The organism is Clostridium sulfidigenes, from assembly GCF_052067195.1.
Classification (GTDB): Bacteria; Bacillota; Clostridia; order Clostridiales; family Clostridiaceae; genus Clostridium_J; species Clostridium_J sulfidigenes.
In genome coordinates this window covers 40,589-60,326 of the sequence record NZ_JBQHQR010000014.1, presented here as the reverse complement: position 1 = coordinate 60,326, position 19,738 = coordinate 40,589, and the positions used below count along the sequence as shown (strand labels likewise).

Sequence of the window (19,738 nt, the reverse complement as noted above, 5' to 3'; positions counted from 1 at the left end):
GAGTCGAGTTTCCTTTAAGACCAAGTGAGGTTTATAGCTTTAGGCATTTATATTACTTGGTTAAGGCTATTTTTGCAGGTGGAAATACCGTATCGTAAGTAAGGATATATTTACAAAATATGTTATAATAAAATTAGGAGCAAGTTTAAGTAGTAGACAAATAGAAATTTATAGAGGTGATTTTATGGAAGATTTGGTATTAAAGAAAGTATCAATAGAATATGGTGATGACATATTCTCATATAAGAATGAGTTTATTAAAAATAATGAATCAATGGATGGAACAGGTTTCTTAAGAAATTCGAATTCACCACAAGAATATATTGAAAAGTCATTATTGAATGAAACAGAAGAAGTAGATGGAAGAAAAGTTACATCAACACAATTATTAGCAATTACGAAAAGTGATAATCGTATTGTTGGAATGATACAAATAAGGCATTTTTTAAATGATTATCTTTTACAATATGGTGGTCATATAGGATATTCTGTAAGAAAGTCTGAAAGAAATAAGGGATATGCAAAAGAAGAATTAAGGCAAGCATTAATTTATTGTAAGGACATATTACGTATTAATAGAGTTTTATTAACTTGTGATAATGATAATTTTGCTTCTCAGAAAACTATTTTATCTCAAGGTGGAAAAATAGAGAATGAAGTATTAATTGAAGATGAGAATTGTATTATTGAACGATATTGGATAGATTTGTAAATTTCCAATTTATTTATTAGTTAAAAAGTTTTTATAGAGAAAAGTTATATATGTTTATTTTTTATAAAAATTTGATATAATATAAATAAGAAAAGCTTAGTGCTGAGAACACTAAGCTAATCCTTAGAACATTTATTTTGTTTTAGGGCTATTGGATGAAATTAATAACGTTAATTAAGAAAAGGTGCTAATCTTCGTTGGATGGAGCACTTTTTTCTTTGCTTTTAACTTCTATATCAAGACCAAGAAACTTAATCTTAATTTTTAAATGATGTATAAAAAGATTATGCTTTAAAACTAATTTTATTACATAAACAACAGATATACATTTTATAAAAGTATCAAACATATCCAATACCACCCCCTAGCTATGGTGAAATAGTTCACCAATAGCCCAGGAGGATAAAACGTTCAAAACCTCCGCAGCCATCCACTACGGATTTCAAAATATTACTTTAGAATTATACCATATTTATGTAGAATATATACACAAGAATAAAATGAAAAAACCTCACTTAGAGTAGTTACGGGGAACCGTACCATAAGTAAGCCTCTAAATCTTTGATTTAGTTAGGCGAACTTACTCAGCGAACGAAGTGAGTCGAGTTTCCTTTAAGACCAAGTGAGGTTTATAGATTTAACCATTGATATTACTTGGCTAAGGCTATTTTTATAACTAAAAATACCGTATCATAAGTAATTAAAATTTAACAAAATATGTTATAATATAATTAAGAATAAATTTGAGGAAGAGATAAATAGTAAATTTGCAGTTAACATACTTTATATAGAATTAACTGTGAAAGGAGGAGTTTATTATGAAAAACAAGAAAAATAAAGAACTTTTATGGAGGGGTTTACCTCTATAAATTATGGAGGAAATATGTTTAAAGATAAATTTAAAATTACTAATATTCCTACAGTTTTGTGGGGAGAAAAGAGTGAAAAACTTTTTATTGCAGTACATGGAAATATGTCAGACAAGGAAGATGTTGTAATTCAAATTTTAGCTGAAGAAGCACTTCAAAAAGGTTATCAAGTATTAAGTTTTGATTTACCAGAGCATGGTGAAAGAAAAAGTGATGGTATTCCTTGCAAAGTACAGTTTTGTGTTAATGAGTTATCTATAATTATGAACTATGCAAAAGAACATTGGAAAGAAGTAAATTTGTTTGCATGTAGTATGGGAGCTTATTTTAGCCTTTTAGCGTATCAAAACGATGTATTAAGAAAGGCATTATTTTTATCACCAGTAGTTAATATGGAAAGAATTATTGAAAATATGATGCTCTGTTTTAATGTAACACCAGAGCGGTTGCAAAAGGAAATGACAATAGAAACACCAATTGGTCAAAAGTTGTATTGGGATTATTTATGTTATGTAAAGCAACATCCTATTAATACATGGAATACAGATACAAATATTATGTATGGAGCTAAAGATGAGTTGTGTGAAATTGAAACTATTAATTATTTTGTTAAAAAATACTGCTGTGGATTAGAAATCATGGATAAAGGAGAACATTACTTTCATACAGAAGAACAGTTGAATGAATTCAAGCATTGGTTACAAAAGCATATTGATTAACAAGTTCTCATTTAAGGTTCAGTAATATAAATAGTAAATTTGTAAGGTGGGATAAGATATGGCTTCTAGTCAAGAGTATTTAGATTTTATTATTGGGCAATTAGATACGCTGGACGATATTTCCTTCAGAAAAATGATGGGAGAATATATTTTATATTTTCGAGGGAAAATTTTTGGTGGAATATACGATGACCGGTTTTTGGTTAAGATAACCAAGACAAGTAGACACTTGATGCTAGGAGCAATTGAAGAGTTGCCTTATGATGGGGCAAAACCAATGTTTTTGGTTGACGATGTTGATAATAAAGAGTTTCTATATCAACTGATTACAAAAATGTATGAAGAACTTCCTGCTCCAAAAGTAAAAAAGTAATTTTTGAATTCTAATTTATGTGTTAGTTAAAGATTTTTAAATAGAAAAAATTATTTAGGTTTATTTTTGATAAAAGTTTGATATAATATAAATAAGATTCTAAATCTATGATTTAGTTAATCGAACTTATGCAAAGCTAAATAAGAAATGCAGATAATAAAAAAGTAGAGTGCGCTAACACTCTACTATATACAATTCTAGTTGCTTAGGCAACTGGTATCACATATTTTTATGGTAATAAAAATAGTAGCTTCCAAATTGCGCGTGGGGCTACTATTTTTTTGATATTTTATCTATAAGTAACACCATAAATGTTAATAGTGCTAATAAAAATAATCCACCAGTAAATAGTAACATTAAAACGTCATTACTCATTAAGTATCACCTCCCTTCATAAAAGAGGTAAGTGATACCAGTAGCCCACAGTTAGCTATAAAATTGTACTTTAGAATTATACCATAAGTGAAATTCTAAATCTATGATTTAGTTAATTGAACTTACTCCTATGAACGTATGTGAATAGTGAGTTTCCTCTATCTAGAATATATACAGAACAATAAAATGGGAAAACCTCATTTATAATAGTTGCGGAGAACCATACCATAAATGATGTAGCTCTTTTCTAAGCGCAAAGAGGAATTGTCCTAAAATTATCGAATAAATATATAATTAGAAATATTTATATATTTGGGAGGATTTTATGGAAGATAACACAGAAAAAATAAAGTTAAGTTTTTGGAAGAAAATAATAGGTAGCATTCAAGGAATAGCGCATTATGAGAATGTGTTAAAAGAAACTACTGGGAAGGCAGTAATATATTTGCTATTAATATCGTTGTTTCTTGGAGCTATTGGATCTATAAGAGGATCTATTGAGGTTAATAATGGCATATCAGAGTTTATAAAAATATATAATGATAATTGTCCAAACTTTGAGCTTATAAATGGAGAGTTAAGTGTTGAGGGCGTTATGCCAATGGTTTTATCAGAGGATGAAGATAATTATATTATTATAGATACAACTAACAGCACTAATCCTGATGTTCTAGATTCTCATAGTAAAGGTATTTTAGTACTAAAAGATAAAATGATTCAAAAAGAGAACCAATTACAAACTCAAGTAATCGAATTTAAATCATTACAAGGATTAACCATAAATAAAGATATAGCATATAGCTACTTCCATTATGCAAAGATTATTATACCATTTATTTTTATTGTAAATATCCTTGGGTATTTCTTGGGTGGACTCTTAAGCTCTCTATTTTTAGCTCTATTTGCCCTTATAATCAATGGAATTTTTAAAACAAAATTGAAATATGGACAGTTGTATAGATTAAGCATTTATGCACTAACTACTCCGCTTATAATAAATACAATCTTGAAAATTTTAAGTATAGAACATTTTAGTTTCTATTGGTTAGTATATCATACTATAGCTTATATTTATATTGGCTTTGCACTAAACAAACTAAAAAGTTCTAAGAATAATATTTCATTAGGTGTATAAATCAAATAAAAAGGTTAATGTCATAAATATTTTGGTTAATGGTACCATAAGTAACCATGACTCTCTATATTATATATGTTTAGGGTATTAAAATTCCCTTTAAGATATGCAATGAAAAGTATATTAAGGTTAAAAAATGAAGCTACAGATTGTATAAAAATCTGTAGCTTTTTCTACGTTAATCAGAATTGAAGATATATAGTCCATATTGTAATTGGATTTACATTATAGTTATCTCATAACCAGTCAATATATTATATAGAAAAAACAGTGGTTTGTCAATATAATATGTTAAAAAGCTTGAAATAATAAGTGTTAAGTAGATAATATATATGGATCCTATTTGGATGTATTTTGTACATTTGTAATAACCAACCTAAATCAATATAATTAATTTCGTTGGTTAGGAAATTTATAAATTGAAATTGAGGTGTTGATTATGTTGTCAATGTTAGCAGAGTTAAGAGAAAGTGACAAGGTACAGTATGGTGCTAAAGCAAGTGCGTTAGGAGAGTTAATAGGAAGCGGAGAAAAGGTTCCAATTGGCTTTGCATTATCTTTAGAATTTTTCATGCGGTTTCTTGAATATAATAACTTTTCCTATAGTGCTGGAGACTATTTAACTTATAATGCAGAAATATGCAAAGTAATATTAAAAGGTTCATTTTCTCCTGATATGGAGAGGGGGTTACTTAAATTTTTCAATTGTATAAAAGGCAGGGGACTGAAATATGTAGTAAGATCCTCTGCTCTGTGTGAAGACAGCGATAACTATAGCATGGCAGGAATGTTCGATTCATTTATTAAATTGAATACTTTTGAAGAAGTTAAGACTGCAATAAAGAAGTGTTATGCTTCATTGTTTAGTGATAAGGTAATAGCATATTTCATAAAACAAAATTTAAATTTGGATGAGCTAAAAATGTGTATAATAATTCAGCAATTCGTTGAAGGTTGCTATTCTGGAGTAAACTTTTCTGTGGATACTATTGATATGGATGAAGAAGTAATGCATATTAATGCTGTAAAAGGCTTATGTGAAGATTATGTTAGCGGTAAAGCAAATTCAGCTTTTTATAAAATCTATAAAAAATGTGGAGCCATACTTGAAGAGAAGCTTCCGAAGGACAGTAACTTTCTGCCAAAGAATTTAGTAAATGAACTATATGAGTGCACATTAAGAATTGAGAAAACCTTCGGTAAATATCAAGATATCGAATGGACTATCAGAAATAAAGATATATATATTCTTCAAGCTAGGCCTATAACAACTTTTAAAGAAAAAAACTTTGAAATTATTTGGTCTGATAAAAATGAGGGCAATTATATTTGGTATAGAGAAGGGGAAAAACCTTTGGAATCGTTAATTAATGAGATTAACATAATCCTGGGAGAGGCATTAAATAGAGGATGTTATGACACTGGACTTGAAGAATTTTATACAGAGTACTGTATTCATAATGGATATTGGTATTATCGAGATAAGGAAATGCCAAATCATAAGGTACAAAAGCAAAGCTTTTTAAGTTCATTAAATAAGTTTTATGTTAAAAATCAAAATATATTCCAAGATGTAGTACTGCCGGAATTATTGATATTGAAAGAGGAACTGGATAAATATTTATTTAGAGACTTGTCTCAAAGGGAAGTAGCAGAGTTCTTGGACAAGTCATTACAGTACATGGAATACTTAGCAGAAAAGCATCAACCAGTTACTCACAGATGTGATTATTTAGAGGATTTTATGCAATACTGCAGAATAATACACAATGATCTTAGTGTAGAGGAGTTATATGATTTAGTATTTAATATCAGTATATTAAATAAAGAACGAGGATTCTATATTGAGATGGCAGATGAGGTGAATTCAAATCTCGTATTAAATAAAATCTTTAAAGACTGTAGGCATGATGAACTTTTGTATGCTAGGCTTAAAAATATCCCAGAGAGCAAAAAGCTGCTTAAATTAATAGATGATTATATTGCTTTGTACGGAATTTGTAATTTGGAATGTGATATCAATAGTGACTATCCAGAGCCTATATTAATGGAAGCGCCGTACAAAGTAATAGGACACATTCGTGGATTTCTAAAGTTTAATAGTGACAGCTTTAAAAGGTCTATTGAAAGATCTTTAGAAAATAAAAAAAGGATTAAATCCATTATACTAAGCCAATTAGGAGAAGAAGATTCTCAAGAATTTCTAAGTAAGCTTGAATTAGCAGAAAAAGCATATTTAGCAAGAGATAATCATCATTACTATTTTGAGCGAATGACAAGATCATATCTTCGATTGGCTATTACTGAGGCCGAAAAAGTATTAATAAGAAATAAACAAATTCAGCATAAAGGAGACATGTATTTTCTTACCGTAAATGAACTGAAGGAAGGACTATTACAAGGTAGGGATTATAATAAGCTTATTAATGAAAGAAAAGGGTTATTTACTTATCAAAAAAAGCTGTTAGCACCTCCTATTATCGGAAAAGCGCCTGTTGAAAAGGCAGATTATAAAAATCAAAATGATGAAAATGGCATAGGAAAATTACGTGAACAGGATATTATTTTAAAAGGGATTCCAGGCCTAAGAAAAAAGGTTAAAGGAAAGGTTAAAATCGGATTGCCTGTTTATTTAAATGAAGATAGCATTTTAGTACTTCCATTCACAAGATGCGGAGAACTTGAGCTCATAGTTGACCATGTAATAGGCATAGTTGTAGAAGTAGGGTCGCCTTTTGAGCATATGGGAATCCTTGCTAGGGAGCTGAATATACCAGTGCTATATAATGTAGAAAATGCAATGAGCATCTTTAGGGATGGAGATGAAGTTCAGTTAGATGGTTTTACAGGTGAAGTTAAAATCATAAAATCCGAGCTGTAGAAGTAAATCAATTATTAACATAGTTGATAAATTTTTCTATTTAAATGATTTACCAAATCATTTATGTGAGATATAATAATTATTAATCAATTCTTAGAAAATATAAATTAATTAAAAAATGAGTTAACTCAAGCGATAAATATGATAATGATTGGATTCCCAACGTTGGACATCGTGGAAACGATTGCGGGGAAAGGATTTGAAGAAACGTTGAATTTTTATAATTTTGTATAAAAGGAAGATAAAATGGAAGATTTACAGCTTGATTTACTGTTTCCAATTAAGGAGAAGGCTTAAGAATAAGTTCGAAGGGTAAGGTAGATTAACTATTACAAAGAAAGAGGTGCTTAAATGGAAGATATTAAAATCCACTCAGTATTATCATTGGGCGGTTATAATTGGCGTGTGCTTGACATACAAAACAATACGGCTTTGATTATAACCGAAAATATTATAGAACAACGCCCTTACCATGATGCTTATAAAGATATAACATGGGCTGACTGCGCGTTAAGAAAATATCTTAATGGTGAATTTTATGACAAATTCAACGCAACTGATAAATCAAGGATAATTCCGGTAATAAATAAAAATCTTGATAATCAGTGGTATGGTTCAAAGGGCGGAGCAGATACGGAAGACAGTATATTTTTATTAAGCATTGAGGAAGTGTGCAAATATTTTGGTGATAGCACTTCAAAACTGTATAACCGAGGAAAAAACCAAAGATATTGGTTTGAAAGAAAAGATGAAAACAACAGTAAGCGAATAGCAAAACTTCTGGATAAAGAAGGGAGTTGGTGGTGGTGGCTTCGATCACCCGGTCGCGTTAATGTAAAAGCCGTGTACATCTTCGGGACTGACGGTAATATAGGTATACAAGGCAACAATATATTGAAAGGTAACATCAGTGATGGCAAATGTACAGGCGGTGTTCGTCCTGCTTTGTGGCTAAAGCTTGAATTGTAAATCTTGGGTCACTTTTAAAGTGGCTTTACTATAATTACAGAATAGAATAATTAAATTTAAAGGAGAATTAAAATGAGCAAGTATGAAAATGCAATGAAACTTATGGAGGAACGTTGTGGAAATGGCAAAGAGGAAGTTATTGCCCTTGCGACAATATCACTATCCTCAAGCGCTGCCGGTAATCCTCGTCCTGATGTCCGTATGGTATGCGCTTATTATGAAGACGGTGTATTTTATGTTTCTACGGATGCAAAAAAAAGTAAAATGCTACAAATTGAGAAGAACAACCAGGTTTCTGTCTGTGGGTTAGATTGGTATGCGTTCCAAGGTACGGCTGAAAATCTCGGTTGGGTCAAGGACGAGAAGAATGCGGAAATCAGAGCGAAATTCAAAAAAATTTTCGATTGGTTCGATGAAGTTGGCGACGAAGATAATCCGGACTCAATCGTCCTGCGCATCTCCCTAACAGAGGGTACGATTACTGACAACGAAAAAAAATACGGTGAATATCAGTATGAAATTGATTATATAAATAAAACGGCGAAATAAATCCGTAAAGAATAAACAGTTTATAACTTGAGATCAAAAAAATTACACTACCTGATTATAAATATTCAATTAAGACCAAGTGTGGTTTATAGCTTTAGGCATTGATACGAATGCCTAAGGCTATTTTTGCAAGTGGAAATAACGTATCCTAAGTAATACTAATTTACAAAATATGTTACAATTAAAGAGGAAGAATAATTTTTATATGTAAGACAAATAAGAATCTTGTGTTAAGGAGGTAAAATAAATGGCAAGAGGAATTATTATTTTTGCTTCATCTGGCTCTGGAAAAACAACATTAGGAAAATTGGTTGCAGAAAAACTTAAATTCCCTTATTTTGATATAGATGATTATATTTATGCACAATGGGCTAATACGTTACCTTGTAAAGTACTTCGGCTAAATGGAGATGAGGACTTAAATAAGAATGTTCAAATAATAGTACATGAATATTTGAAACAAAATTCTCAAGGATAAATTTATGAAGATGGTAGAAAAAGGAGTGGTAATGTGCGGATTATTAAAGAGAACCTTAGCAAGTTTTATGGAGGAAAGATTTTAGATGTAGGAACAGGACGAGGAGATTTCATCAAACTTTTGACTGAAAATCTTAAGGAGTATGATAAGATTGTTGGAATTGATAGCCATGAAGAAATATTGGATGCAACTAGGGAAAAGCTTCATATAAAGAATGTTGAGTTAATTAAAATGGATGGAGAAAATATGGATTTTGAAGATGAAAGCTTTGATGCAGTTTGTCTATCAAATACTCTACATCATTTATCAGATAAAACAAAGGTAATTGAAGAAATGAAGCGGGTATTAAAGACTAATGGGATTTTTATTATAAATGAGATGTTCTGTGATCATCAGAACGAAGCTCAGATGTCACATGTTTATGTACATCATATAGGTGCAGATATTGACATGATTACTAACCGAATGAATCATAATTACACCTATAGAAGAGAAGAAATAAAGGAAATTATAAGATCACAGGGCATTAAAATTCTTGATGCTTTCGAATTTAAATATAGTGATGAGATTAGTACAAATACAGATGAGTTTGAAGAAATATACACTGCTGTTGGGAAAAGGATAGAAAATATAAAGCAGTCACCAAGGTATGAAGAAATAAAGAAACGTTTTGAAGACCTGAAGGAATGGATGAACAAGTATGGTTTAGCAGGAGCCACTCAATTAATGATTATTGGAAAAAAATAGACGAATATGAACTTACCCCTTCGTTACAGAAATCTCTACTATTAAAGGAATATAATCATATTGTTAAATTGATTTAGAAATTTAGATTGAGGAGGCAGATATGTAGAAATGAAACACATAATTCAAATAATATTTACAGTTATAGTGGTGTGTACTATTGTTGTTACAGCAATAAAAGTGATGAAGAAAAACCATAAGGAAACTTATATGTCTGAAGGTATGATCCTTGGCTTTGTAATCGGCGCTATTTCTAGTTATTATATAATGAATGCACTTATATGTACGCCTATAGGAATGTTTTTGGGTATTGAAGTTGGAAAAAATATAAAAAGAAATAGTTAAAATGATATTTCATTAAATAAATTATATTAGGATTGTTGTTAAGAACCATACCGTAAGTGATGCTCCAAATCTTTAATTTGGTGAGCAGAACTTATACACCGTATAAATAAATGTGAAAAATAGCTTTAGCCTTTGACATAAATTGGCTAAAGCTATTTTTATGACTAAATGCTTTATCATAAGTAATATTAAATGAGAAATGTAATAAACGGTTATATAATAATTATAGTAAATCAGAAAAAAACTTTTAATATAAAAATGTCGCAAATTTAAGTTTCATTCGTTATATTAGTTGAGAGTACTCTTAAAGGATAAGGAGTGATTAAGTGAAAGCTTCGTCAGATGAAATTTTTCAAAATAACATGTTAGAACAGCTTTATGATTCTTACGAATATAAAATGTATGGCATTGCATATTCAATTTTAAATAATGAAGGTCAAGCAGAAGATGCAGTTCAGGATGCATTTATAAAGTTAATTCCACACCTTGAAGATATTAATAGTGTAGCAAGTGTACAGACCAAACGATTAATAACATACACAATAAAAAATGTTGCAATTGATATATATCGTAGGAATAGGAAAGAATCTGAACTATTTGCTAAAGGCGTAAACGAGTCAGTGATAAATGAAAATCAACAAGGAATTGCTGATGTAAAAACAATAGAAGATAGACAAATCGTCGTACATTTACTTTCTAGGTTACCATCAAAATACCGTGAGATAATTAGGTATCGTTGTTATTACGAACTTAGTTATAAGGAAATATCACTATTATTAAATATCAGTGAAAAGGCAGCAGCTAAAAGATATGAACGTGGAAGAAAGCTGTTAAAAGAACTGATGGAAGAAGAAATGATAGGAGATGAATTGTATGGATAATAAAATTGATATTGATAGAATGGCGTATCTTATAGGTGAAGAAGATGCTATGGAAGAATTAGATAAATTTACAGAACCACATGGTTTCTCAAAAAAATATGAAAGTGAGAAGATGAAAATGATTAAAAAGGTAAAAAATATAGAGCCTATTCCTATATCAAATAGAAAGAGGAAAGGAATGACAAAGAAAAAGACTATAGTACTTATTGCAGCCATTACAGCAACTTTAGCATTATCTGTAACAGCCTATGGAATAAACAAAGGAATTATATTTACTACAAGTAGGAACGAAGAAACAGGAATTACTACTGTTGAGGCACAATCAGAAGTTCCTATCAAAGGAATACCACTAATAAATATAACTCCAGGCTATCTTCCAGATGGATATGAGCAATATGTAGGAGACAATTCGAAGTATTTCCTTAATGGTGACGCTTCTGCAGGAGGTGGCGAGATATTAATATATCAATCCGATTATGTTTATCAACCACCAAAATATAAAAGTATAGAAGAAACCACTATTGGTGGTGCAAAAGCACTGATTACAACATACGAAGATGGAGATAGTACTATTGATTTATGTTATGAAGAAGATGGACAAATTATTAGAGTTGGCGGACTTAATGGTATTTCTTTAGAAGAACTTAAAAAGGTAGCAGAAAACATTAAATATGAAGTAATTCCAGGAAAATTCATGGTTCAATATAATCCAGTTACTGGTGAAACCATTGATATAACAGGAGACACTACTGACCTACCAATTCCTGCTGATGGAATATGTGATATGGGACAAGAAATAACTGGTAAAAAGTCTGCTAATGGTGAGCTAAGTTATATTGTAAAAGACGCTAAATTTATGGATAAATTACCTACATTAGATAAAAGTAAGTTCTATAACTATGATGAGTATTCTAAAATGATAAATGAAGACGGAACATTAAAGGATTATGAAAGAGTTTCTGTTAAATGGGAAAGCAATGAAATGAAAAATGTTACTGAAACAGCAAAATTAAAGTTTGCTTACGTAACTGTAATCATGACAAATCATTCTGATACAAAGTTAATAAACGAAATTATTGATCCAAAAGTTGAGCTTAGGACTAAAGCAGCAAATGGCACCCTTGAAGCTTTTACTAATAATAGTGATTTTATTAGTGATCTTGCAGCAGTTAGAGAACCAATATATTTTGATAAATTTAAGAATGAAGAAACTAAAGAATCAGAAATTGATCAAACAGAGCTTGATAAATTAGGCTTTAAAAATTATGCAGAGTATATATCTTTTTATGAAGGAATGGAATTTATGCTGTGTGATTTTGAACCACATGAAACTAAAGAAGCACATTTTATTTATGTAGTAGACGCTGATCATATTGATGATGCTTACATTCACATGCCTGTTGGTACTCCTCTTGGAAATTATGTTAAGCTAAAGTAATTAAATTAAAATCTATGAGGGCTATCTTAAAAAACTTTGAGATAGTCCTTATCATAAGTAGTATGAAAAATTATTTTAATATACAATTTTCAATAAAATGGTATAATCAATAGTAAATAATGTTTATATAATCTATATTTTTAATATATGGTATGAAATGTTAGTTTAATCAATTTGAAAGGGAATATAATAGATGGATAAAGAGGTTAAGTTAATAATACTAAGAGGCAATTCAGGAAGTGGTAAAACTACAACAGCAAAGGCATTACAAAAGAAATTTGGGCATGGTACCATGTTAATATCACAGGATGTTGTTAGAAGAGAAATGTTGTTTGTGAAAGATGGTCCTGACACAGAAGCAATTAAATTATTAAATGAACTTGTACTATATGGGAAAAAGCATTGCAATATTGTAATTTTAGAAGGTATTTTAAATTCAAGGTGGTATAGAAAACTATTTGAAAGTTTACATAATGAGTTTGGTAATCAAATTTTTGCATATTATTTTAATATACCTTTTGAAGAAACTTTAAATCGTCATAAACAAAAACCTAATGCACATGAATTTGGGGAAAAAGAAATGAGAAAATGGTGGAATGAAAAAGATTTAATAGGTATGATTCCAGAGGTATGTATACATAAAGAATTAAGCTTAACTGAAATAGTGAATATTATTTATCAGGATGTTGTAAAGTGAAGGCTATAATTTTAAACTCGGCACCGGGTGTTGGAAAGACGACCTTATTGATGCTACACAAAGAGGGGTTGAAGGGATTAGAGATTTGTTTGTAGATTCTATATTAACAATTGTAAAGGGGAATGTAGATGGCTAAATATATTGATTTAAGTTATACCATAGAAAATGGACTAAGTACTCATCCTTACGATGAAGAACTAAAGTTATATCAAAATAGATTTTTGGTTAAAGACAAATACAATGACACGAAACTAGAAACTGGTATGCATGTTGGAACTCATATTGATGTTGTCAGCCACATGTTAGATAGTAATGTTTTAATAGATGATTATCCAGCAGATAAGTTTATTGGAAAAGGATGTTTACTTGATGTTAGAAACCAAGATGTTATTAAAATGAAAAAGATGTATTTAGATATTGTAGAAAAGGATAGCATAGTTCTTCTATATACCGGGTTTGAAAACCAATTTGGATGCGATGATTACTTTAATTGCCATCCCATAGTGGAAAAAGAGTTAGCTGAATTTTTTATAGATAGAAATATTAAGATGATTGGCATGGACTTGCCATCTCCAGATAAATACCCTTTTCAAGTTCATAAAATGCTACTAGAAAAAGATATTCTTATTATTGAAAATATGAAAAATCTCAGAAGTTTATTGAATGTAGATGAATTTGAGATTATTGCATTGCCTCTTAAAATAAAAGCGGAAGCATCCCCTGTGAGAGTTGTAGCTAGGATTTAAATTTAAGAATGGCTTATTATGAAGTAGACTTGAAATAGCACTAAAACATTATATTATAAGTAAGTCAAACAAAAGCGAGTTCTTTAGAGCTCGCTTTTTCAATGGGTTAAAATAATGGTCTAATCTAGAAATTGAGGATTATATTGAAACACTCTATCTACTGCCAATTAATAGTTGACCTATTATTTTAATCTATTTACCTTTCGAAGTTATAAACTCTTTTGCAAATTTTAAGAATAGTTCCGTAGAAAATGGAAGTTTTTCATCTTTACGTCTTATACAGTAAACATGACGCAGAAGCTTAATTTCATCAACTATTTCAACTTTGCTCAAAAGTCCTAGTTTAAGTTCTTGCTTCACAGCACTTTCCGATACTACTGATATTCCTAAATTATCATATATACTTTGCTTTATTGCTTCGATACTACCGACTACGTATAAGTTACTTGGAACAAACTTAAAGTTACCTACTTTCTCTAAGTAAGACACTAATGAAGTATTTGGATTTGATATTAAAAAAATTTCATTTTTTATTTCACTTAAAAAAATTCTTTTTTTAGTGGCCCATGGATGTTCGTTATTTACAACTATGACAAGGGGGTCTTCTAATATAGGTTCACACAATATGTGTTCAGTGTCAGAAAAGTATGGTTGTGAAATTATCCCAACAGAATAGCTTTTATTTAGAACACTGCTAACTACATTTTTAGTATATTGTACATTATTAACCACAGTAATATAAGGATATTTCTGTCTAAATAAGAACATTATATTAGGTAATATGTATGTTCCAGGTGTGTTAGACGATGTAATGAATATCTCAGACTGCTCCATTAATTTTGATTGTAGCAAATGTTCTTTTGCATTTACAAAAGTATTGGATATCTGCTGGGCATAAGGTAAAAAAAGGAGACCTGCTTTAGTTAATTCAGCTTTTTTTGATTTACGGCTAAATAAACGACAGTCAAGGTAGGTTTCTAAGCGTTGAATCCTCATTGAAACTGCAGCTTGTGTACAGAACATTTCTTCTGCTGTTTTGGTAAAATTGTTATTCTTTGATAAAAGTAAAAAGGTTTCAAGGGTTTCTAAATCCATTTTTTATAACCTCCTCATTAGAGTATCAATATGTGTGAGTTAATAATATTAATACATTTACACATAAATATTATTTATTATAGTATAAACTATTTTCGCTATAAAGTGTATAAATAAATGATATTACAGTATTTTTTAAAGTTGATGTATAAATATTATTTATAATTATCAAGTTTTTCATGAATATAAATTTTATTTATCATTACCATAATTAAATGTAATTGGATAACTTATAGCTTTTTCAGTATTATTTAAATATCAAATGGTTAACTTTTGATGAATTTTTATATTTTAATAAAGGGGAGATTAGAGTTATGGAATCAACGGTTAAGGTTAAAAAGGTAAAAAGTCCTTTTGAGCTAAAAATGCAGTTTTTTGGCTTACCACTGGCATTATTGATTTTCGCAATAATTTATACTATGCCAACTCCAGAAGGATTATCTTATGCAGGAAAGATGGCATTGGGAGTTTTCGTTACAGCTCTTACACTATGGGTTACTGAAAGTATACCTAACTATGCAGTATCCTTATTAGTAATAGTTGCTTTACCACTAACAGGAGCTTGGACTGAGAAACAGGCAATGGGAGTGTTGGGCTATGAGGTAATTTGGCTTACCTTTGCAGCATTTATCATAGCTTCTGGTATGGAAAAAAGTGGGCTAGCCAAGAGAATGGCACTTTATTTAATATCTAAGTTTGGAAAGAGTGTTAATAGTATACTAATACTTCTTATCATAATTAACTTCTTAATAGCATTTGTTGTACCATCAACTACAGCAAGAGCGGCTATGATGTTTCCAATAGTACTTCTAGTGGTAGAAGCATTTGAAGTCAACATTAATGATCCAAAGAATAACTTTGGAAAGTTACTTGCATTACATGGTATACAGGCTAATAACTTATCTACTGCAGCAATTGTTACTGCAACATCATCACAGATTCTTGCAATAAGCTTTATAAAGGACCTTACAGGTCATGAGGTTTCTTGGATGGAATGGTTTTTGGCATCTGCGCCGATAACAATTTTAACTCTAGTTTCAATGTTTTTTATAGGTAAGTTATTATTTAAATTACCTAAGTCAGATTCAAAAACTCTTGACCTTGGTAAGATTAAGGATGAGTATAAAAAGCTTGGAAAGATGACTATTAATGAGAAGAAAGCACTTTTAATATTTACAGTGACTCTAGTTCTTTGGGCAATGGACAGTTTACAGCTTAAACTTTTTGGATTTCAGTTAAGTCTTGTAATGGTTGCATTACTATCATCAGCACTTTTCTTTTTGCCATATGTAGGAATTCTAAAGTGGAAAGAAGCAAAAATATCATGGAATTTACTGATATTCGCTTGTGGTGCTTACGCTGGTGGTGTAGCTCTTGATGAAACAGGGCTTGCATCTTGGGGACTAGATATTGTTTTCAATAAAATGGGTATAGAAAATATGAGCTTTGTTGTATTATTTGCGGTAATAATGTTTATAGCAAGTTTTAGTCATATTCTCTTTACTTCGAAGACTGTGAGAACGATTATACTTATTCCTACTATAATTGGTATTGCAAATGCTACAGGCTATAATCCAGTTGCTTTAGCATTACCTGCAGCATTTTGTATAGCGGATACTATTACGTTGCCACCTCATAGTAAGGTTAATTTGATTTATTATGGTACAGGATATTTTACAGTACTTGAACAAATGCTTTACGGGATTTTGGTATTATTAGCTAAATGGGCAATATTGGTTATAGCTTCAGTGACATGGTTTAAAATTATAGGAATTGCATAGGAGGGGTATGGTATGAAAAAAAAGAGATTTTTATTATTAATTGTTGCTTTTGTTTGCTTGTTTTCTACTAGAGTTTATGCAATGGATTTAGGAAAATTAGAAAAGGTAGAAGACACACTTATACCTGATGGAAAAAATGCAATAATACTACAAAAAATAACTGCTGTAACCAATGACAAGGGTGAAGTTGCATTTTCATTATATGATGAAAGTGAAATATTAAAAGTAGAAGCTACAAAAGGTAGTATTGTAGAGACGCCACAGAAGGTAGAAAATGGTGATCAAGAATATAATTTAATAGTATTTAATGAAAAGAAGTCTGAAGTTACTTTTGAAGTGACTATGAATAAAGAAGGGGTATACGAAGGAGAAGAGGCTAAATTAGGAGATACTTTTCCAGGTGGGGTGTTAGCAATAGAGCATAAAGTAGTAAATACTTCTCCAAACAATATTGAATCTTACTCTGCTGAGATAGCTGTTCCAAAGGGAAAGGAACTTCTAAATATTGTAGATTATGATCCTGAAGAAGCTTTTAATATAATTGAAAAAGATGGATATGTATTTGGTGGGTTCGACTTTAAGGATATTGATGCGGGACAAGAGACTGAACTAGCTATCAATATTATGAAGCCTAATAAAACATATGTTATACAGGTATGGGTACTAGCTGTTATATTATCTGTGTTATTTATGATAAAGAATAAGCATTTGCTTAAGAAGGCTTAAAAAGAAAAGTGATAGAAATTAAAATTTAAATATCAGGACGGTGTAGATTATGAGAAAAAAACAAGGGTTACTTATCATATTAGATGGCTTAGGAGATCGTGTAAACCCAGAATTAAATGGGATGACTCCACTTGAGAGCGCAAAAACGCCCAATTTAGATTATATTGCTTCACAGGGCATGTGTGGAAATGTTTATCCAATAGCTCCAGGCATAAGAGTAGGTACTGATGTTGGACATCTCCATATATTTGGGTATGATAGTAATAAGGTTTACTCTGGAAGGGGACCACTTGAAGCCTATAGTGCTGGAATGAAATTGATGCCAGGGGATGTTGCTTTCAGAGGTAATTTTGGAACTATTGAGGATGATTATACTGTTATCGATAGACGTGCTGGTAGAATTCGTAAAGGAACAAAAGAACTAGCAACTGCAATTAATGGTTTAGAACTATCTGATGGTACACAAGTATTTGTTAAGGAACTAACGGAACATAGAGTAGCAATTGTTTTAAGAGGTAAGGGGCTAAGTGATAAAATATCTTGCACTGACCCGGGAACTGCAGAAGAAGGTGCTAAACTTATTATTCCAAGTCCATTAGATGGTACAAGTAGTGCAGAAAAAACAGCAAAAAATTTATGGGAATTTACAAATCGAGCTTATGAGATTTTAAAGGAGCATCCTATAAATAAACAGCGTGAAGCAGAAGGTCTAAATGTAGCTAATGTTGTAATAGCTAGAGGTGCAGGGCAAGAAAGAGACATACCATCTATTAAGGAACTCTATAATATCAAAGCTGCTTGTGTAGCCGGGGATATAACTGTTGGGGGGATAGCAGAACTTGTAGGAATGGATTACTTTTGCGATGACAGTTTCACTGGAAGTTTTGATACTAATCTAAAAGGTAAGGTTGATTTAAGCATTAACCTTCTCAAGGAAAAGAAATATGACTGGGTTGTGATGCATGTTAAAGCAACAGATTTGGCAGGGCATGATAATCTTCCCATTGAAAAAAGAGATATGATTGAAAAAGTAGATAACGCCATTGGAATGATTCTGCAGGAAATCGACTTAAATAAATGTTATATAACAGTTACAGCTGACCACAGTACACCTTGTGAGGCAAGAGATCACACTGGTGATGGAGTACCAACAATTATCGCTGGTGGAGATGTTCGTAAAGATAGTGTTAATTCTGCTGGAGAATCTCAGTTTATGGCAGGGAGCCTAAATAATCTTACTGCAAACGATATTTTTATGATGCAAATGGATTTATTAGGTTTTACTGATAAAGTAGGTTCATAAGACAGTATATAATGACCCTCTGATAAGTCAGGGGGTCATTTATTTCGTTTGTATAACCCTAAAATAAGTTTTATCTTATAATGCTTTGGAATTATATGATTTTTGTGTAAAATGTAGACATAACAGTAGATAGGAAGTGAGAAAATGAACCATAAAATACAAAGAATTAATAGCTATGAGGATGATAGGTTTGATAAAACTATTTTAAATCAACATGGTGCCTTTATTGCTGATGAAAAGTATAAATGTAGTTTTAAAATAATAAGTAAAGATTCTGCTATTGTATTATTTGATAAGGAAGTTGATATATTTCAATTGATAGATGAATTTAGATTTTATTCTGAACACATTATTAATTTCTATGAGGAAAATATGGAATTAATAAAAGCTTTTACACCCAATGATATATTTCACATAACTATTAAGGATATTCAGCCTTCACAGTTTTTCGTTGATATAGACAAAGTTAAAGCTATAGAGTCTTTCATAAAAAGTGAAGAAGATATTATCATTCCTCTAACAAAAATCAATGATTCTTTTATATCTTTGGATGGACATACTAGACTTTATTATGCAGTAAGTAAGGGATATTCTAAGGTAAAAGGCTATTTAACAGAATCAGGTGATTACCTAGGGGGCTTTGTAGAAGAAGCAAGGAAAAGAAAAATCTATTCGCCATATGACCTTAAGTTAATATCTCATGAAGAATATAAGATAAAGTGGGATAAGTTTTGTGATGATTTTTTTAGTGAGAGGGAATAAAAGATTGAAAGCTCTAATGCATTGAATAGTAGTTGAAAATAGAGCAACTAATTAATACAAAATAGATGTTATAATTCTATACAATATTATGTTATAAATTGTTTGTATTAACACAATTTACATGATAAAATTTATATATACAACTTTAGTTACAGAAAAT

21 protein-coding genes are annotated in these 19,738 nt (G+C 30.5%); 18 read left to right on the top strand and 3 right to left on the bottom strand.

The window, feature by feature from the left end; all coding sequences use genetic code 11:
• Nucleotides 1-184 precede the first annotated feature (184 nt).
• Nucleotides 185-712, top strand: a complete 528-nt coding sequence (locus ACTNBA_RS14995) for a GNAT family N-acetyltransferase (protein WP_441075064.1) — start codon at nucleotides 185-187, stop codon at nucleotides 710-712.
• 187 nt (nucleotides 713-899) lie between these two features.
• Here the strand turns inward: ACTNBA_RS14995 and ACTNBA_RS14990 are convergent, their stop codons facing one another.
• On the bottom strand, nucleotides 900-1,061 hold the full coding sequence (locus tag ACTNBA_RS14990; RefSeq protein WP_441075109.1) for a hypothetical protein: 162 nt from the start codon (nucleotides 1,059-1,061) through the stop codon (nucleotides 900-902).
• Between the two features lie 534 nt (nucleotides 1,062-1,595).
• Between ACTNBA_RS14990 and ACTNBA_RS14985 the strand changes: the two genes are divergently transcribed.
• Both ACTNBA_RS14985 and ACTNBA_RS14980 read left to right on the top strand, forming a co-directional pair.
• A complete protein-coding gene (locus ACTNBA_RS14985; RefSeq protein WP_441075062.1) occupies nucleotides 1,596-2,300 on the top strand; it encodes an alpha/beta hydrolase in 705 nt (234 codons plus the stop codon).
• A 58-nt stretch (nucleotides 2,301-2,358) separates the two neighbouring features.
• Nucleotides 2,359-2,673, top strand: coding sequence for a TfoX/Sxy family protein (locus ACTNBA_RS14980; RefSeq protein ID WP_035134657.1), 315 nt, complete (start codon nucleotides 2,359-2,361; stop codon nucleotides 2,671-2,673).
• A gap of 273 nt (nucleotides 2,674-2,946) precedes the next feature.
• Here the strand turns inward: ACTNBA_RS14980 and ACTNBA_RS14975 are convergent, their stop codons facing one another.
• A complete protein-coding gene (locus ACTNBA_RS14975) occupies nucleotides 2,947-3,048 on the bottom strand; it encodes a putative holin-like toxin (RefSeq protein ID WP_035134660.1) in 102 nt (33 codons plus the stop codon).
• A gap of 325 nt (nucleotides 3,049-3,373) precedes the next feature.
• Here ACTNBA_RS14975 and ACTNBA_RS14970 point away from each other — a divergent pair, with 325 nt between their 5' ends.
• The 11 genes from ACTNBA_RS14970 (at nucleotide 3,374) to ACTNBA_RS14920 (ending at nucleotide 13,911) form a co-directional block, all read left to right on the top strand.
• Entirely contained in the window at nucleotides 3,374-4,183 is an 810-nt protein-coding gene (locus ACTNBA_RS14970; protein WP_441075060.1) for a DUF1189 domain-containing protein, read from the top strand.
• A 439-nt stretch (nucleotides 4,184-4,622) separates the two neighbouring features.
• The gene (locus tag ACTNBA_RS14965) at nucleotides 4,623-7,064 is read left to right on the top strand and encodes a PEP/pyruvate-binding domain-containing protein (protein ID WP_441075059.1); all 2,442 of its coding nucleotides are present in this window, start codon (nucleotides 4,623-4,625) and stop codon (nucleotides 7,062-7,064) included.
• A gap of 351 nt (nucleotides 7,065-7,415) precedes the next feature.
• Nucleotides 7,416-8,033 (top strand): DUF6273 domain-containing protein, encoded by a 618-nt coding sequence (locus tag ACTNBA_RS14960; RefSeq protein ID WP_441075057.1) that lies wholly within the window; start codon nucleotides 7,416-7,418, stop codon nucleotides 8,031-8,033.
• A 72-nt stretch (nucleotides 8,034-8,105) separates the two neighbouring features.
• Nucleotides 8,106-8,582 carry a pyridoxamine 5'-phosphate oxidase family protein gene (locus ACTNBA_RS14955; protein WP_441075056.1) on the top strand — a complete coding sequence of 159 codons (477 nt, stop codon included), beginning with the start codon at nucleotides 8,106-8,108 and terminating at the stop codon, nucleotides 8,580-8,582.
• 247 nt (nucleotides 8,583-8,829) lie between these two features.
• Complete coding sequence (locus tag ACTNBA_RS14950; RefSeq protein WP_441075054.1) at nucleotides 8,830-9,060, top strand: shikimate kinase; 231 nt, start codon at nucleotides 8,830-8,832, stop codon at nucleotides 9,058-9,060.
• Nucleotides 9,061-9,093: 33 nt separating this feature from the next.
• The gene (locus tag ACTNBA_RS14945) at nucleotides 9,094-9,807 is read left to right on the top strand and encodes a class I SAM-dependent methyltransferase (RefSeq protein ID WP_441075052.1); all 714 of its coding nucleotides are present in this window, start codon (nucleotides 9,094-9,096) and stop codon (nucleotides 9,805-9,807) included.
• A 108-nt stretch (nucleotides 9,808-9,915) separates the two neighbouring features.
• On the top strand, nucleotides 9,916-10,149 hold the full coding sequence (locus tag ACTNBA_RS14940) for a hypothetical protein (RefSeq protein ID WP_035134670.1): 234 nt from the start codon (nucleotides 9,916-9,918) through the stop codon (nucleotides 10,147-10,149).
• A 326-nt stretch (nucleotides 10,150-10,475) separates the two neighbouring features.
• The gene (locus ACTNBA_RS14935; RefSeq protein ID WP_441075050.1) at nucleotides 10,476-11,030 is read left to right on the top strand and encodes an RNA polymerase sigma factor; all 555 of its coding nucleotides are present in this window, start codon (nucleotides 10,476-10,478) and stop codon (nucleotides 11,028-11,030) included.
• Nucleotides 11,023-12,468 carry a DUF4367 domain-containing protein gene (locus tag ACTNBA_RS14930; RefSeq protein WP_441075049.1) on the top strand — a complete coding sequence of 482 codons (1,446 nt, stop codon included), beginning with the start codon at nucleotides 11,023-11,025 and terminating at the stop codon, nucleotides 12,466-12,468. Before ACTNBA_RS14935 ends, ACTNBA_RS14930 begins: the two co-directional genes overlap by 8 nt.
• Nucleotides 12,469-12,661: 193 nt before the next feature.
• Nucleotides 12,662-13,165 carry a kinase gene (locus tag ACTNBA_RS14925; RefSeq protein ID WP_441075048.1) on the top strand — a complete coding sequence of 168 codons (504 nt, stop codon included), beginning with the start codon at nucleotides 12,662-12,664 and terminating at the stop codon, nucleotides 13,163-13,165.
• A 128-nt stretch (nucleotides 13,166-13,293) separates the two neighbouring features.
• Nucleotides 13,294-13,911, top strand: coding sequence for a cyclase family protein (locus tag ACTNBA_RS14920; protein ID WP_441075047.1), 618 nt, complete (start codon nucleotides 13,294-13,296; stop codon nucleotides 13,909-13,911).
• 192 nt (nucleotides 13,912-14,103) lie between these two features.
• Here ACTNBA_RS14920 and ACTNBA_RS14915 read toward each other — a convergent pair whose 3' ends face one another.
• The gene (locus tag ACTNBA_RS14915) at nucleotides 14,104-15,006 is read right to left on the bottom strand and encodes a LysR substrate-binding domain-containing protein (protein ID WP_441075045.1); all 903 of its coding nucleotides are present in this window, start codon (nucleotides 15,004-15,006) and stop codon (nucleotides 14,104-14,106) included.
• Nucleotides 15,007-15,320: 314 nt separating this feature from the next.
• Between ACTNBA_RS14915 and ACTNBA_RS14910 the strand changes: the two genes are divergently transcribed.
• The 4 genes from ACTNBA_RS14910 to ACTNBA_RS14895 all read left to right on the top strand — a co-directional run bounded on the left by ACTNBA_RS14910 (nucleotide 15,321) and on the right by ACTNBA_RS14895 (nucleotide 19,578).
• The gene (locus ACTNBA_RS14910; RefSeq protein WP_441075043.1) at nucleotides 15,321-16,787 is read left to right on the top strand and encodes an SLC13 family permease; all 1,467 of its coding nucleotides are present in this window, start codon (nucleotides 15,321-15,323) and stop codon (nucleotides 16,785-16,787) included.
• Nucleotides 16,788-16,799: 12 nt separating this feature from the next.
• Nucleotides 16,800-17,513 (top strand): hypothetical protein, encoded by a 714-nt coding sequence (locus ACTNBA_RS14905; RefSeq protein WP_441075042.1) that lies wholly within the window; start codon nucleotides 16,800-16,802, stop codon nucleotides 17,511-17,513.
• Nucleotides 17,514-17,562: 49 nt separating this feature from the next.
• Complete coding sequence (gene apgM, locus ACTNBA_RS14900) at nucleotides 17,563-18,816, top strand: 2,3-bisphosphoglycerate-independent phosphoglycerate mutase (protein ID WP_441075040.1); 1,254 nt, start codon at nucleotides 17,563-17,565, stop codon at nucleotides 18,814-18,816.
• Nucleotides 18,817-18,960: 144 nt separating this feature from the next.
• Nucleotides 18,961-19,578, top strand: a complete 618-nt coding sequence (locus tag ACTNBA_RS14895) for a hypothetical protein (RefSeq protein ID WP_441075039.1) — start codon at nucleotides 18,961-18,963, stop codon at nucleotides 19,576-19,578.
• Nucleotides 19,579-19,738 lie beyond the last annotated feature (160 nt).